The following is a 14,196-nucleotide window of genomic DNA, read 5'->3' as shown; positions in this document are numbered from 1 at the left end:
AGAGTTTGGCCCTCCGCTAATTGATCAATCGCGTTGGTGCGCGACGCCCTGTCGCCTTCGCGAGGCTAATGTTGCCGATGCGAGAATCCGTCACACAGCGCAAGAAACAAGGTTCAACGGGGATGTCATTTAACGCTGGACTGACGTGGTAGGACGGTGCATAAAGTACTGTTTTAGAACACATTGTGTCTCGTAGTGGTGCAACAACACGAACTCATAATCCGCCTCCGAAAGGACACCGCGGGTTCGACTCCCACCCGGCCCACCAAGGCTTTCGGTGATTTTCCGAGCCTCAAAAAATTTCCGCAATCAAGGTCGTTTTCCTCAATTGCGCGTCGCACTTCGCCGCCCAGTTGGATCACTGGATTTGATACTGGCGCATCTTAGAAAAAGCAGAACAAAGAGATGGGTTGTGCCATCAGCATCGGGCGGTTGGACTAAGGGGATGCTTTCCTGGTTCAACGTGCGCGAAGCCATGTGTCCCCGGCTTGAACGGTGGCTTCGATATCCGCCGTCAGCTTTGCGTGCGTCGGCTGCCAGCTCAATTGTGTTTGGGTGGCTTCGCTGGACGCTGGATTATCCGCGCCGACGAATGATGCAAACCAGCCAAAATGCCTGGAGGCCTCTTCCGGGGTCAAACTTTTGACCGGCAAGCGGAGTTGCCGACCAATGAACTCTGCGAGTTCGCGAAGCGTGATATATCCCTCCCCGACCCCGTGATAGCAGGCACCGGCCTTACCATTTTCAAGAGCGAGCCGGAACAAATGGGCTGCATCAAGCCGATGCACCGCGCCCCACCGGTTGCTCCCATCACCGATATAGGCGGAGACCCCTTTCTTGTGCGCGATCTGCATCAAGAGAGTGGCGAACCCCTGCTTATTTTGGTCATGCATGGCCGGCGGTAACCGAATGACTGAAGTTCTGACACCGCGCGCCGCCAGCGCCGAGGCCACAGATTCAGTACGCCCCCTTTGGCCACCTGCGGCATTCGGATCTGCCGGATCAGTTTCCACTGCGGTATGCCCAGCAGCGACAGCCATCGTCGCAAAGGCCATAACCAATGGGCCGCCACCACGGAGCGCATTGCCGAGCGTCTCGATCGCACGCCGGTCCACGTCGATGGCGGCTGTCATGAACCGTGCGACTATGTTCGCCGGGCTTCCTCCGAACATTGTGCGCATGCGAATCCCGAGGCTCGCCTGTCCGAAGCTGTGGAAGAAGGCGGTGTGAACCACGCCATCCACCTGAGTGGCCCCTCGTCGCAAGCTTTCCAGATTCTCCATGGTGCCCCGGTGCGCCTTTGCTCCCATGGCTTCGAGCTTCGCGGCGGCTTTGGCAGAGCGCACCAGCCCTGTTACCTCATGGCCGACATCGACGAGTTCACGAACGATCGCCGATCCTAAAAATCCCGTCGCCCCTGTAACGAAAACGCGCATTCGATTCTCCCTGATTGTTCCCGGAAGAGTTTGTGCGGTTGAGACTGAATAATCTATGTCGTATAGTTCATATTTAGTTTTAGATCGTTCGGAAATTGAAATGTATCCGCTATCGGATGTGTTGTCTCTGCTCAAGGTCCGCGGCTACGGGTCGGGTGGCTTCGATGCATCCGGTGATTGGGCACTGCAATTCGGTCCTCACGAAGGGATCAAGTTCCAGGCCGTTATCAAGGGCGAGTGTTGGGTATCGGTCGAGGGTAACCTCGACCCGGTTAAGGTCGGCGCAGGGGAATGTTTCCTGTTGGCGAGGGGAAAGTCATTTCTGATAGCCAGCAATCTTTTAGTCGAGCCGGTCGACGCCGATGCACTTCCTCCGTTCGTTTTTGACGGGCGCGTTGTGACATATAACCAAGGCGGTGAGTTTCTAAGCGTCGGCGCGTATTTCAGCTTGGCTGCACCTCAAGCCGATCTGCTGTTGAACCTGCTACCGCCTTTCGTTCACCTAAGGGAAGAGCGAGATGGCGAAATACTGCGCTGGTGCGTCGAACGCATGAGACAGGAGTTGAGCGATCCGCAGCCCGGAGAATTCATCGTCGCCCAGCAGCTCGCCACGATGATGCTGGTGCAGGTGTTGCGGTTGCATATGTTGAATGAAGGGCACGGCAAAACAGGTTGGCTTTTCGCGCTTGCCGACAAGCGCATGCGCGCGGCGATCAATGCCATGCACGCACATCCCAGCCGCAGGTGGACCCTCAAGACCATGGCCGAACAAGCGGCGATGTCACGTACCGCCTTCACGCTGAAATTCAAGGAGACGGTTGGACTATCGCCCATGAATTATCTGACGCGCTGGCGAATGATGCTGGCTGCCGACAGGTTGATCAATTCCCAAGATTCGATATCGGAGATCAGTTCCGCACTCAGCTATGAATCGGAGAAGGCCTTTAGCACGGCGTTCAAGCGGGTTATGAATTGCTCGCCCCGTCAATATGGGCGCCTTCATGTTGGTGACGACGCCCATGGCGGACAACGATTGGAAGTACCCGAGCTTCCCAGGCTAAACGGCTTTCGGTGACCCCTGGTACGGTTCCGAGATCCGACTAATACTTCTCGGGAAATTTAGTAGTGCGCTAGATCCGCGCTGCCGAGTTCTACGCTGAGTAGTTTTGGTCGATGTCCGCGAGGAGACCCAACTCCTGCGGCTTCCACTCGAGGCGCTCCTTGGTTCGCAGATTGGAGACGGGCCCGTTGCCACTGACGGGCATCACCAGAGCGCCGAAGTGTTCCGCCGCCTCATCAAGCGCAATCGACTTGGTTGGGAGATCGAGGCGGCGGCCGATGGCCTCGGCAATCAGTTTGAATGGAATCCCATCCTCAGCGACCGCATGAAAGGGACCACCCATGCCACCGCCTTCGAGAGCAAGACGATAGAGTCGCGCCGCGTCGAGCCTATGAACGGACGGCCAGAGATTTTGGCCGTCGCCAACGTAACCACAAACGCCCTTTTGACGCGCCAGCGCCATCAGTTGCGGGACAAAGCCATGGGTCTCTCCTGCACCATGAACCGAGCGCGGCAATCGCACGGTTATTGCACGCAGGCCGCGATCGGCCAGGGCCGAAGCTGCTTGCTCCGAAGCGCGTGGAAATGCAGGATTGATCGGAGCGGGCGGGGTTTCCTCAGTAAATACTTGCCCGCGCGGCAGAACGCCGATCCCGCCCGTGATGATGATCGGCCGATCAGATCCTTCGAAAACGTTGCCGAAAGTCTCAATGGCTTGACGATCTTCTCTCGCAGCCTCGGCGAAAGCCGCGGGCTGGCCTAGACCCCGGCCAAAGGCGGTATGGATGACTGCGTCCGCAGCATCAGCGCCTGCCTTGAGGATATCAACATCACTGATCGAACCGAGTAGCGGCTCGCCCCCTAAAGCCGACAGAACTCGCGACTTCTCTTCGGAGCGGACAAGTCCCACGACCTTGTGGCCAGCCTCGACGAGTTCCCTGGTGACGACAGAACCCACCCAACCGGTCGCTCCGGTGATAAACACACGCATGATTGCCCTCTTGTCTTGAACTTTTGCAGAGTCCAGAATAGTCGTTAGCAATCCTCTTGGAAATGCGAGATCGTCGGAACTTTATGCTAGAAAGTCTAAATCATGTGGATTAACGCAGCCTCTTCAGAGGACGTTTTGTCCGTCGTTCTGTCGCGAATGAAATTAGATGCGTTCGCCACAGGCGCGTTTGATGCCGGAGGTGCATGGGCGATCGAGTTCCCTCCCACTGAGGCCCTCAGCTTCAAGGTTATTACGAAGGGCGAGTGTTGGCTCACCGTCGAGGGCGAGGAGGCGCGATATCACCTTAAGACGGGGGATTGTTTCCTCGTCTCCGGAGGTCGAAGCTTCGTTCTGGCCAAGAACCTGAAGGTCAGAAGGAGAATATCTTCTAAAGTCCTGGCTCATACTCGGAACGAGAACGGCCTCGCGGTTTGTAATGGCGGTGGAGACGTGATTTCAATCGGAACCATGTTCAGATTCGATAGTCACTTTTCGAATATCATTCTTTGCGCTCTTCCGCCGGTTATACATATACCCGCGTACCTGGATCACGCGACGGTCCTGCGATGGAGCCTGGACAGGTTCGGTGCAGAGTTTCAGGGGCGCAGCGCAGGCCGCTCGCTGATGATGGGTTATCTGGCGCCCATCATCCTTTTGCAGACCTTGCGCATCTATCTTGCTTCGGCAAAGAGCGACAGGAATTGGCTCGTTGCCTTGTCCCATCCGAAGCTATCTAAGGCGATGGAGGCTATCCACACCCACTACGGGAAGGCCTGGTCTCTGGATACATTGGCGATGACGTCGGGAATGTCTCGCGCGGGCTTTGCGTCCAATTTCAAGAAACTGGTTGGACTTGCGCCAATCGACTATCTCACACATTGGCGTATGCAGATTGCGTGCGATCTTCTGCAGGAAAAAAGGGCTTCCATCGCAGAAATAGCAAGCACAGTCGGATATGAATCCGAAAGCGCCTTCAGCGCCGCATTCAAGAAGATAATCAAATGCCGCCCTGGCTTCTACCAGAGAAATTCGGGTAACGTGCCCGTCGTCATGCACGATCATGCCCAGCACAGAGGCGGCCATCCGGGCTCGGACATTGATTGATACCCCCCGGTTGCGACGACCGGTTGAATGCGCCTATTGCTCGGAGTCAGAACTTGTGCGCCATTCCAATTATGATCCCGCGCGCGGTCGCGCCGGGCGTCACCGGAATACCCGAATATTCTGTGCCTTGAAGCCCATATGTCGCCCGATTGCGGTTATCGACGAGGCCTGCCAGCGCGTACAGCGTTGATCTCTTCGAGAGGAAATACATATAACCGAGACCTACCTGTTGCGCGTTGTTACCCTTGCCGCTGCGGTCATGAAGATAACCATACATTAGGGCAATCTCGTTCGCGGGATTCAACAGCACAGATGCCGAAGCAGTGTAAAGGGCCACGTCCAAACTGTGATCAGATTGAGTCTCTGTTGTGTAGACGAGGTGAAACCGGGCGGCATCGAACCTCAGTGACGTAGCCACCATAAAATTCCGCTGGACTGAGGTTCCCGCTGCATTGTCTTGCTGCTCGTAGCCGGCAGCAAGGTGCCACGGGCCGTTTATATATTTGAACACTGCGTTGTAGAGTTGAATGCCGTTGGAAGGCTTCGTGGTCGAATCTCTCATTGCAGTCATGAGCTGTGCTTCGAAGCCGTGATACCTCGGAGTGAAGTACGTAATCGCGTTGTTGGCGCGCACAGAAACGCTCGACAGATCGCTAAAGGATGAGGCAATCGATTTTCCTGCAATCGGATCGAGTTCCCCATCGAGGAACAGGTACTGAGGCTTCTTCTGACGTCCGATACGGAATTCACCGAAGCTGCCCGACATGCCGACCCATGCCAACCGATTGAACGCGGCGCCCGGCGCCTGCCCCGTCCCGTTGAAGGCAGAAAATCCTTGTTCCAGTTGAAAGTTGACATGAACGCCCCCACCGATATCCTCGTGACCGATGAGGCCGTACACAGTCGCGAACAAGCCGCCAGACGATGCGCGAACTACACTATTTGCGCCACCGTCCTGATACTCGATGCCGTTGTCGACAACGCCGTAGAGGACCACCGACGTTTGCGCATAAGCGCCATGTAACGCGCTTAAGGAAACGGCTGCTGACGCTGCGAGAAGAGTCTTTTTCATTTGTCTCCGGATTTTCTTATCGTAAATCAAGTGAGTCGTACTTTCTAGTTCGTATGTTTCCGTGCGACGCGACTGCGATGACAGTGAACACGGGAGCAGAGTATTCGATGTGATATTTCGGATCCCTGCACAAAGCGTGCATTCGCTGGTACTTTTCGGTCGACCTGGGGAATACTCCAGTTCCGATGCGGACACCTATCCCGATTCGTTGCAAGAGGCGCAGCAGATCGTCAGTTTGATTTGAGCGATTTCCGCAAGCTAAGTGTGCGTCTCACGTGCTTTTTCCGCCATCCCCTTGCTCGTAAGATCACGTCTAGCGCTGTGCTACTGCGTCGTCTCTCCGCAGACCCATGGCAATCGAGACGAAATCAAACTACGACATAGGAAATCATCAAATGACCGCTTCACCGACTGAGAGCTTGGAATCCGCAATCCAGCGCGCTGGAAACGCTGTTGATCTGTTGCGCAACAGTCAGCGTCGTGCCTTCTCGCACGGCACTGTGTCTGGCCAATTCACGAACTGGCAGAGTGAAGTCAATGCTTGGCGTGACGGTGTCGGGTTCATGGATCAGTCGCATCACATGGTGGATCACTATGTCAAAGGCCCGGGCGCGTTCGCTCTTCTCTCCAGCCTCGCGGTCAACAGCTTCAAGAATTTCAAGCCAGGCATGGCGAAGCAATTCATCGCCACCACTCCGGACGGCCACTATCTCGGTGACTGTGTGCTGTTTTACCTTGAAGAAGAACTGTTCAATCTGGTTGGCCGTCCGACGGCACTCGACTGGGTTCAGTACCACGTCGAAACGGGGAAGTGGGACGTCACGACAGAGCGTGACCCGCAGTCGATGGATCGCGGCGGACGCCCGCCCGTCGTGTACCGATACGAGCTTCAGGGTCCGCTCGCTGGCCCGCTCGTGGAAAAGCTGACCGGCCAGCTGCTTCCAGATGTCAAGTTCTTTGGCATGACTGACTTTCAGATCGCAGGACACCGCGTCCGCGCACTGCGTCACGGAATGGCGGGCGCTGTCGGCTTCGAGATCTTCGGACCCTGGGCAGAGGGCGGTGCGATTCGAGACGCGATTCTCTTAGCCGGTCAGGAGTTCGGTCTGCTTCGCGTAGGCTCGATTGCTTATTCCACGGCCAACCTGGAATCGGGCTGGATTCCTGGTCCGATGCCCGCGATCTTTAGCCAGGACGAACTGAAAGGGTATCGTGAATGGCTGCCTGCTAAAGCCGCCGGAAGCCTTGCGGGCAGTCTCTACTCGAAGGACATTTCCGACTACTACGTTACGCCGTTTGATCTTGGATATGAACGCATGGTGGCGTTCGATCACGATTTCGTTGGCTCCGACGCGCTGAAAGAGCACGCTAAAGGCAAGCGTCGCAAAAAGGTCACGCTGGTCTGGGATGCGCAGGACATGGCGCGCGTCGTGTCGTCAGCCTGGACCGAAGGTCCCAGGTTCAAGCACTTCAATATGCCAAAGGCTCGGTATGGCCTTTACCAGATGGATGAGGTGCGGGTCGGCGGCAATCGCGTCGGGATTTCGATGGATTGCGGCTACATCGCGAACGAGCGTGCCGTCGTTTCGCTGGCGGTGATCGATGAGGAGTTCGCTGAAACCGGGACGGAGGTAACGGTCCTCTGGGGCGAGAATCCGATTTCCACCAAGCCGCAGGTCGAGCCGCACGAGCAGACCTCGATCAAAGCGATCGTGGCGCCCGCGCCCTACGGCGCACACGCGCGCAGTGTGTATCGCAAGTGAGCACGTGTCGGCCCGGTACGTCCGGGCTGGAGTCAGTTGCCGGTTCCGGCGACTGCACGATCCCATCTGGAATGAGTGAGTCTGATGTGACTGAAACCTGCATCCTAACCCTTCAATGCAAAGACCGTCCAGGGCTTGTCGCGGCAGTCACCACGTGTCTGGCATCGCACGGCGGCAATATTGTCGCTGCTGCGCAGTTCAACGATCGCGAGTCCAATCGGTTTTTCATGCGCACGGAAATCGATGTTTCGGGCACGGAGGCGATCAATCTCATCGAAAGAGACTTCGGCGAGATTGCGCGATCAGCGGGAATTCAGTGGAAGATTCGCCGCAAGAACACACCGGTCAAGGTTCTCTTCCTCGTGAGCAAGCTGGACCATTGTCTTGGCGACCTGCTGTATCGCCGCCGCATCGGCGAGCTCGCGATGAACGTCGTCGGTATCGTCGGGAACCATCCGAGAGAGGCGGTCACGATCTCGCTGAGTAGCGGCATTCCTTATCATCATTTCCCGGTTACACGGGAAACGAAGCCGCAACAGGAAGCCCAGATCCGGGGGATCGTCGAAGAGACTGGTGCTGAGCTGGTCGTGCTCGCGCGCTATATGCAGGTGCTCTCTGACCGGATGGCGGACTTCCTCGCGGGCCGCTGCATCAACATCCATCATTCGTTCCTGCCGGGCTTCAAGGGCGCCAAGCCTTATCACCAGGCTCACGCTCGTGGTGTGAAAATGATCGGGGCGACGGCACACTACGTCACCGCCGATCTCGACGAGGGGCCGATCATTCATCAAGATGTCGAGCCGATCAATCACGCCGATATGCCCGACGACCTTGTGCGCAAAGGCCGTGATATCGAGCGACGCGTGCTCTCCGAAGCGGTTCGATTGCACGTTGAAGACAGGGTATTGCTGTGTGGTAGCAAGACCATCGTCTTTCGGGACTGAGGTGGAAGTGGCAAAGATTATTGAAGGGAAGCAGATTGCCAGAGAACTGTGCGAGAAGGTAGCGATCGAGGCGAAAGCCTTCAGCCACGAGCATGGTCTTCCACCTGCTCTCGCTGTCGTGCTTGTGGGTGACAATCCAGCGAGTGAAGTGTACGTCCGGCAAAAAGTCATCGAATGCAACAAGGCCGGGATTCGTTCTGAAGAGTACCGACTATCCAGGGAGACGCCGGAAGCGGACTTGTTCGAGCTCATCGAGCGCCTCAACGAGGACGCGACCGTGCACGGCGTTCTCGTTCAATTGCCGCTTCCTGAGCATATCGACGCCAGCAAAGTACTCGATGCGATCGCCCCGGACAAGGACGTTGATGGCTTCCACCCCGTGAACGTGGGGCGCCTCTCGACGGGTAGCGACGGGCTGATTCCATGCACGCCGCTGGGCTGCATGATGCTACTCGACACGGTCATTGACAAAATGCGCGGCAAGCACGCCGTCGTTATCGGCAAGTCGAATATTGTCGGCAAGCCGGTCGCACTGTTGCTTCTCGAACGTGAATGCACGGTCACCGTAACCCACATCGCCACCCAAGGATTGCCTGACATTGTCCGCAGCGCCGATATCGTCGTGGTCGCTGCGGGCGCACCTCGTCTGGTTCGGGGTGACTGGATCAAACCAGGCGCCGTGGTGATCGACGTGGGAATCACACGAAAAGAAGGTCCGAATGGAAAAGCGCTGATCGTAGGTGACTGCGCCGCGGACGAAATGGAGCATGCGGCTGCGGTGACGCCCGTTCCCGGAGGTGTCGGCCCCATGACCATTGCTTGTCTGCTTACCAATACGTTAAAGGCCGCGAGGAGATTGGCTCATGGATGAACTGGTATTCGTGCCGCGCGCGCAAGATTTCGCTGCGTTCGTTTCGGCTTCGTGTCAGGTTCGTTTGAGCGGTATCGAGGTGATGGCCGATATTGGCGCGTACGAAAGCGAGATGGGGGTTCCGCAGCCGCTGTTGATCGACGTTGCAGTCAGCGTGCCGTTGCCATCGAAGGACGAACTCTCGAAAACCTTCGACTACACGCGTGTGCGGGCGTGTGCGCTGGAGCTCGCGGCGCAGCGCATCATGCTCATCGAGACCTTTGCGTTCAGGCTTGCGCAGATGTGCCTGGCTCACGACGCGGTGCTCAAAGTGGAAGTTCGAATCGGCAAACCGCGCGCTGTTCCCGCCTGCCTTGCCAGTACCTGCGTAACATTAAGCAAAGGCCAAATGTGACGGCAAGCGGAGCGCGTCGAAAATTCGTTCAATACTTTAAGCGTGAAGAGATCCATGCCTGGAAACTTTTAGTATCATAAAAGGCGTTTGCCTGGAAGGAAGGCCGCTGCCACCGTCTTTCGATTTGATGGATTATCGTTTCCGGAGCGCTCCGCAGCCGAGGTGACTTCAGGAGGATAGATTGGATCGAATGAGTGCAATGCAAGCTTTTGTTGAAGCGGTCAAACAGCGCAGCCTTGGCGGTGCGGCACAGCATCTAGGCATCTCTCGAACGCTTGTCAGTCGTCACATTCAGGCGCTCGAGGACGAGCTTGGCGTACGCCTGATGAACCGGACGACGCGGTCCCTGTCACTGACGGAAGCGGGGAAGGGCTATTACCACTTCTGCGACGAGATACTGACCCGGGTCTACGATATGGACCGGCAGATATCATCAGAGGCAGCCGAGGCGCGAGGCGAAATTTCAGTGCTCGCCCCAAAATGGCTACAAACCACCGCAACTCATCTATTGACTGCCTTCGCCAAACGCCATCCCGAGATCCGGCCGCGCCTTGTGCTCGGAGGGGTAGTGCAGACGGCCTACGGATTTCTTGAGCAGGGCTGTGACATTGCGCTCCATACGCGCCCGGTACCGGATAGTCGGATCATCGCACGCAGGATCGCGGACATTCCTTACTGCCTGTGTGCTTCGCCTGAGTATCTGAAGTTGGCGCCGGCATTAAATCATCCTAACGATATCGCGAAGCACAACGCGCTCGTTCACTTTGCCTACCATACGTGGCAGTTTGAGCAGGGAGGCCGCGAAGAACACTCTCAGCCGACTCCGGCCTTCTCTACCAACACCTTTTCCGCGTTACGGGATGCCGCGCTCGATGGCCTCGGACTGTCGCTGCTGCCCGTGCCTCTGGTTCGCGACGACCTTGCAGATGGAAGGCTCTGCGAAGTCTTGCCGGAATGGACGCCATTGGGTCAAACGCTCTATGTCGCCATTGCTCCCGGCAGCGGCGTTCCGGCAAAGGTAACGCTTTTGATGAATTTCCTCGTCGACTGGTTTGCCGCGCACCCGATATGATCGTTGGGAAAGGGCGTGATCGCTTCACAAGACCGGCTCGACTCCGCGGGCCGGAGCGCGCAGTCCTGCTTCCACGATGATCTGGGCCAGCATCTCTTCGTTTTTGTAGCCCATAAGATGAACACCCGCTACGCCCTCGATGTTTCGAATGCTTCGAATCGTTTCGATGCAGAAGCGTTTTCCTTCGAGACGCTGATCGGCTGCGGCAGCGATGCGCTCGGTGACCGACGCCGGTACGTTCACACCGGGCACGTGATCTGCCATCCATCGCAACGCCTTGGCTGTCGAGAGGATGCCAACGCCGACGATGATCGCGGCGCGCTTGTGAAGTTCTCGCGCGCACACCTCATGCATGAACTGCTCAAGAAGATTCAGATCGAAGCAGAACTGAGTCTGAATGAATTGCGCGCCTCCATCCACCTTGCGCTCGAGGTTGCTGATGCGTTCGGCAAATGGCGGCACGAAGGGGTTGGTGGTGGCGCCCAGGAACAGGCGGGGTGCGCGTTCCAGCTTGCGGCCCGATGCGTATTCCCCGCGTTCGCTCATTCCTCGTAACGTGTGCAGGAGATTCACGGAATCCAGATCGAAGACGGGCTTGGCGCCCGCATGATCGCCCTTGGAAACATCGTCACCGGTCAGGCACAGGACATTGCGGATACCCAGCGCGGCGGCGCCGAGCACATCACCCTGCAGCGCAATGCGATTGCGGTCGCGACAACTGGCCTGGCTGACGGGCGTGTAGCCGGCGGAGAGAAGCAGTGCGCTGGCCGCCGCACTCGACATGTGACAGTTTGCGCCCGCGCCGTCCGTGACGTTGATCGCGTCCGTTAGGCCGCGGAACACGGCCGCCCGCTTCAGCAGCGCTTGTGGGTCTGCCGAGTCCGGCGGGGAGATCTCGACCGTGACGATGAATCGGCTCCGCTCACGGCACAGTCTCGCGAAATCGTTGGCGACCGGGTCGTCCAGAAAACTCGGTGCGGGTGTCGCTGCTGCGGTTGCGGGAACTGAGGGAGCGCGTACCGGTGCGGCCTTGGTCGGTGCAATCATCGGCATCCAGGTCGACTTTCCCGTCAGGCGATGGTCGCGGGGAGCCGCGCGCTGAGCCCACGTGTCCGTGTGTCCGGGACGGATGCGCGCATCGCCTTCAGTCGCATCAACCCAGGTGCATCGGCGCTCTGGTCGAACCTCGCATTGACTGTTGAGGCGCACGCCGCCGCAGGGTCCGTTGCGCATGCCCTTTGCACATCCTGTCGGACAGGCCATGCCTGTCACCGAGAGGCCGCATTGCCCGCACATCTGGCAATCGAAGAAGGCACCCTTGGCTGCGCGTTCGATTGGCAGTAGAACAGCTTCGAGCCTGCTAGTGCCGACCACCTTGGTGATCGGTGTGAGACGCGGCGCGAGACGCTCGAACCAGCTATATAACGTGCGCATACCGTGCGCATGCCTCAGTGACCAACGACGCAACGCTTTCATAGTGAACTCACGGACGTGTGCTGGCGGAGCCGTATGGTGTGCGCACGATGGCGATGTTTATAAGGTGCAGCGGTCATTCAATGTCTCCCATATTGGTCTGCAGATCGTCTTGAGTCGGGCTGCCGGAGAGCAACGCTTTTGCAAGAGAACTAAAGAATTTTATTCTTTGACCGAGTACGGAAAAAGCACGTCACGCGCACACTTAGCTTGCGGAAATCGTTCGAATCGAACGGCTATGCGTAGAAATTTAGGGCATCGAATAGTGTTTATGTGCGCGCTTTAAGCTGCATCTGAATCCGACCATCACGGATGGGAAAACTATCGATCGAATCGACACCGACTTGTTCAGCCCGAAACTTGCGGAAAAGTGCCATCGAAACTCACTTTTGTGTAGAGACAATTGGAGTGTCTTTTCATATTATTGTTTTCGTCCAGACGGTTCGTTCCGTGCCGCCAAGGCATCAGGCAGCGGCCAGGAACGATCGATCCCAAGGAGAAGAAGTTGGCTAGGAAAATCCCGCTCAAAACTTGCCCGGTACGCTTGCGGAAATCCTGATGAGCGCTCAAGCTGAACTTGCATCGCTTGGCGAGGAAGATCGTACCTGGATCTTTGGCAAGACAGCGCTGAAGCTTTGTCCAGCATTGGCCTGAACACGAAACGCAGCGCACGGTTCAAGCATCCGGCGCGCGCAGACTCAATCAAACATAAGAGACAAAGCATATGGAGACAAGCAACAACAGACGATCAGAAATGGCCCCCCGCTGGGGCGTGCTCGCGCTTCTCGCGGTTGGCGTGCTGATTGCGTACATTGATCGCACCAGCATCTCAGCCACGTTGGCACATCCCGGCTTCATTCGCCATTTCGCCCTCGACGATGTGGATCGAGGCTGGATAAACGCGGCGTTCTTCTGGTCGTACGGCGTGTTTCAGGTCCCGATGGGGTGGATTGCTGATCGCTATGGCGTGAAGTGGCCATACGCGATCAGCTTCGCGCTGTGGTGCGTCGCAACTGCACTGATGGGAGCAGTGATCTCGCTTACCAGCCTTGTCGTGATGCGCCTGATCATCGGCGCGGCCGAGGCAATCGTCATTCCGGCTAGCTATCGATGGATACGCAACAACTTCGACGAGAGCCAGAACGGTCTTGCAGTCGGCCTGCTTGCGATGGGAAATAAGTTCGGTCCTGCGTTCGGCGCACCGCTGGGCGCATGGATTATCGTCAAATACTCGTGGCAGGCGATGTTCATCGGAACAGGCCTCGTCGGACTCATGTGGCTGATACCTTGGCTCACGATGGTTCGGAGCGACTTTCCTTCGAAGTCTGACGTCATTCGCTCGAACAGCCGCATACGTTCGGTAACCCTGGGAAACATCCTGAGCAGCCCTGTCGTCTGGGGTGGCATCATCACCAACTTCTGCTACGGCTATTTCACTTTCTATTGCATGACGTGGATGCCGGCGTATCTGGTCGAGCAACGCCATCTGTCGATCTCCCGCTCCGGGATCTTCACTTTCTTCAGTTTTGCGGGTATCGCCATCGTCGCGGCGGTGGCCGGTTGGGTGGCAGATCGCGTGATTGCCAACGGTCGCAATCCGATTCTCGTACGCAAAATCTTCACCGTGACGGGCTTTCTCGGCGGATGCACCGTGCTGCTCGGCGCCTATGCGAATTCAGTGGAGATGGCGTTGTTCTGGAACGTTCTCTCGCTTTCGCTGCTCGGTTTGGTCACCGCGAACAATCTCGTGCTGTCGCGGCTCACGTTGATTCCCACGCAGGCGATCGGACTGGTGACCGGCATTCAGGGCGTTGCAACGAGTCTTGCCGGCGGCATGACAGCAAGTCTGTCGGGATGGCTTCTGCAAGTGAGCGGAAGCTACCGCCTTCCGATGCTCATCATTCTGCTCTTTCTCGTCGTCGGCGCCTTGGCCACGGCTTTCCTCTATCGCCCCGAATGGGCACCCAAGATCAGCGAACCGCAAGGCGAGCTGCACGAGGCTTAAACGCAAAAGAT

The 14,196-nt window shown here is 57.2% G+C and carries 12 protein-coding genes and 1 pseudogene; 8 read left to right on the top strand and 5 right to left on the bottom strand.

Translation table 11 applies throughout. The features are described 5' to 3' along the window. Positions 1-458: 458 nt before the first annotated feature. Positions 459-1,436: an SDR family oxidoreductase gene (locus AC1ECK_RS26080; protein ID WP_480324273.1), complete on the bottom strand. Its 978-nt coding sequence runs from the start codon at positions 1,434-1,436 to the stop codon at positions 459-461. A gap of 100 nt (positions 1,437-1,536) precedes the next feature. Between AC1ECK_RS26080 and AC1ECK_RS26075 the strand changes: the two genes are divergently transcribed. Then, positions 1,537-2,511, top strand: a complete 975-nt coding sequence (locus AC1ECK_RS26075) for an AraC family transcriptional regulator (protein WP_480324271.1) — start codon at positions 1,537-1,539, stop codon at positions 2,509-2,511. A 76-nt stretch (positions 2,512-2,587) separates the two neighbouring features. Here AC1ECK_RS26075 and AC1ECK_RS26070 read toward each other — a convergent pair whose 3' ends face one another. Beyond that, positions 2,588-3,487, bottom strand: a complete 900-nt coding sequence (locus AC1ECK_RS26070; protein WP_480324269.1) for an SDR family oxidoreductase — start codon at positions 3,485-3,487, stop codon at positions 2,588-2,590. A gap of 102 nt (positions 3,488-3,589) precedes the next feature. On the opposite strand from AC1ECK_RS26070, the gene AC1ECK_RS26065 reads away from it, so the two are divergent. Continuing rightward, positions 3,590-4,591 (top strand): AraC family transcriptional regulator, encoded by a 1,002-nt coding sequence (locus AC1ECK_RS26065; RefSeq protein ID WP_480324267.1) that lies wholly within the window; start codon positions 3,590-3,592, stop codon positions 4,589-4,591. 46 nt (positions 4,592-4,637) lie between these two features. Here the strand turns inward: AC1ECK_RS26065 and AC1ECK_RS26060 are convergent, their stop codons facing one another. After that, entirely contained in the window at positions 4,638-5,663 is a 1,026-nt protein-coding gene (locus AC1ECK_RS26060) for a porin (RefSeq protein ID WP_480324265.1), read from the bottom strand. Between the two features lie 350 nt (positions 5,664-6,013). Between AC1ECK_RS26060 and AC1ECK_RS26055 the strand changes: the two genes are divergently transcribed. From AC1ECK_RS26055 to AC1ECK_RS26035, 5 genes are all read left to right on the top strand, one after another. Beyond that, the gene (locus AC1ECK_RS26055; RefSeq protein ID WP_480324263.1) at positions 6,014-7,426 is read left to right on the top strand and encodes a hypothetical protein; all 1,413 of its coding nucleotides are present in this window, start codon (positions 6,014-6,016) and stop codon (positions 7,424-7,426) included. 71 nt (positions 7,427-7,497) lie between these two features. After that, a complete protein-coding gene (gene purU / locus AC1ECK_RS26050) occupies positions 7,498-8,370 on the top strand; it encodes a formyltetrahydrofolate deformylase (RefSeq protein WP_480324261.1) in 873 nt (290 codons plus the stop codon). Positions 8,371-8,377: 7 nt separating this feature from the next. Next, positions 8,378-9,241: a bifunctional 5,10-methylenetetrahydrofolate dehydrogenase/5,10-methenyltetrahydrofolate cyclohydrolase gene (locus tag AC1ECK_RS26045; protein ID WP_480324259.1), complete on the top strand. Its 864-nt coding sequence runs from the start codon at positions 8,378-8,380 to the stop codon at positions 9,239-9,241. Next, a complete protein-coding gene (locus AC1ECK_RS26040) occupies positions 9,234-9,635 on the top strand; it encodes a dihydroneopterin aldolase (RefSeq protein ID WP_480324257.1) in 402 nt (133 codons plus the stop codon). The genes AC1ECK_RS26045 and AC1ECK_RS26040 overlap by 8 nt, the downstream gene beginning before the upstream one ends. Positions 9,636-9,825: 190 nt before the next feature. Beyond that, a complete protein-coding gene (locus AC1ECK_RS26035) occupies positions 9,826-10,707 on the top strand; it encodes a LysR family transcriptional regulator (protein WP_480324255.1) in 882 nt (293 codons plus the stop codon). Between the two features lie 24 nt (positions 10,708-10,731). Here the strand turns inward: AC1ECK_RS26035 and AC1ECK_RS26030 are convergent, their stop codons facing one another. Both AC1ECK_RS26030 and AC1ECK_RS26025 read right to left on the bottom strand, forming a co-directional pair. Then, positions 10,732-11,754 (bottom strand): methylenetetrahydrofolate reductase, encoded by a 1,023-nt coding sequence (locus AC1ECK_RS26030; protein ID WP_480324450.1) that lies wholly within the window; start codon positions 11,752-11,754, stop codon positions 10,732-10,734. 93 nt (positions 11,755-11,847) lie between these two features. Further along, positions 11,848-12,141, bottom strand: a pseudogene (locus tag AC1ECK_RS26025) (methylenetetrahydrofolate reductase C-terminal domain-containing protein); the annotation flags it as partial. Positions 12,142-12,934: 793 nt separating this feature from the next. Between AC1ECK_RS26025 and AC1ECK_RS26020 the strand changes: the two are divergent. Next, positions 12,935-14,185, top strand: a complete 1,251-nt coding sequence (locus AC1ECK_RS26020; RefSeq protein ID WP_480324253.1) for an MFS transporter — start codon at positions 12,935-12,937, stop codon at positions 14,183-14,185. Positions 14,186-14,196: the final 11 nt, after the last annotated feature.

This window comes from Paraburkholderia sp. SSBN10T, assembly GCF_056619545.1.
Note: the sequence above shows the minus strand (reverse complement) of the source record. Positions and strands in the feature narration are given on the sequence as shown.

Coding starts and splice junctions, on each gene's coding strand:
- AC1ECK_RS26080 (WP_480324273.1), bottom strand. CDS start 1,436: ATGCGCGTTTTCGTTACAGGGGCGACGGGATTTTTAGGATCGGCGATC.
- AC1ECK_RS26075 (WP_480324271.1), top strand. CDS start 1,537: ATGTATCCGCTATCGGATGTGTTGTCTCTGCTCAAGGTCCGCGGCTAC.
- AC1ECK_RS26070 (WP_480324269.1), bottom strand. CDS start 3,487: ATGCGTGTGTTTATCACCGGAGCGACCGGTTGGGTGGGTTCTGTCGTC.
- AC1ECK_RS26065 (WP_480324267.1), top strand. CDS start 3,590: ATGTGGATTAACGCAGCCTCTTCAGAGGACGTTTTGTCCGTCGTTCTG.
- AC1ECK_RS26060 (WP_480324265.1), bottom strand. CDS start 5,663: ATGAAAAAGACTCTTCTCGCAGCGTCAGCAGCCGTTTCCTTAAGCGCG.
- AC1ECK_RS26055 (WP_480324263.1), top strand. CDS start 6,014: ATGGCAATCGAGACGAAATCAAACTACGACATAGGAAATCATCAAATG.
- purU (WP_480324261.1), top strand. CDS start 7,498: ATGAGTGAGTCTGATGTGACTGAAACCTGCATCCTAACCCTTCAATGC.
- AC1ECK_RS26040 (WP_480324257.1), top strand. CDS start 9,234: ATGGATGAACTGGTATTCGTGCCGCGCGCGCAAGATTTCGCTGCGTTC.
- AC1ECK_RS26035 (WP_480324255.1), top strand. CDS start 9,826: ATGAGTGCAATGCAAGCTTTTGTTGAAGCGGTCAAACAGCGCAGCCTT.
- AC1ECK_RS26030 (WP_480324450.1), bottom strand. CDS start 11,754: ATGATTGCACCGACCAAGGCCGCACCGGTACGCGCTCCCTCAGTTCCC.
- AC1ECK_RS26020 (WP_480324253.1), top strand. CDS start 12,935: ATGGCCCCCCGCTGGGGCGTGCTCGCGCTTCTCGCGGTTGGCGTGCTG.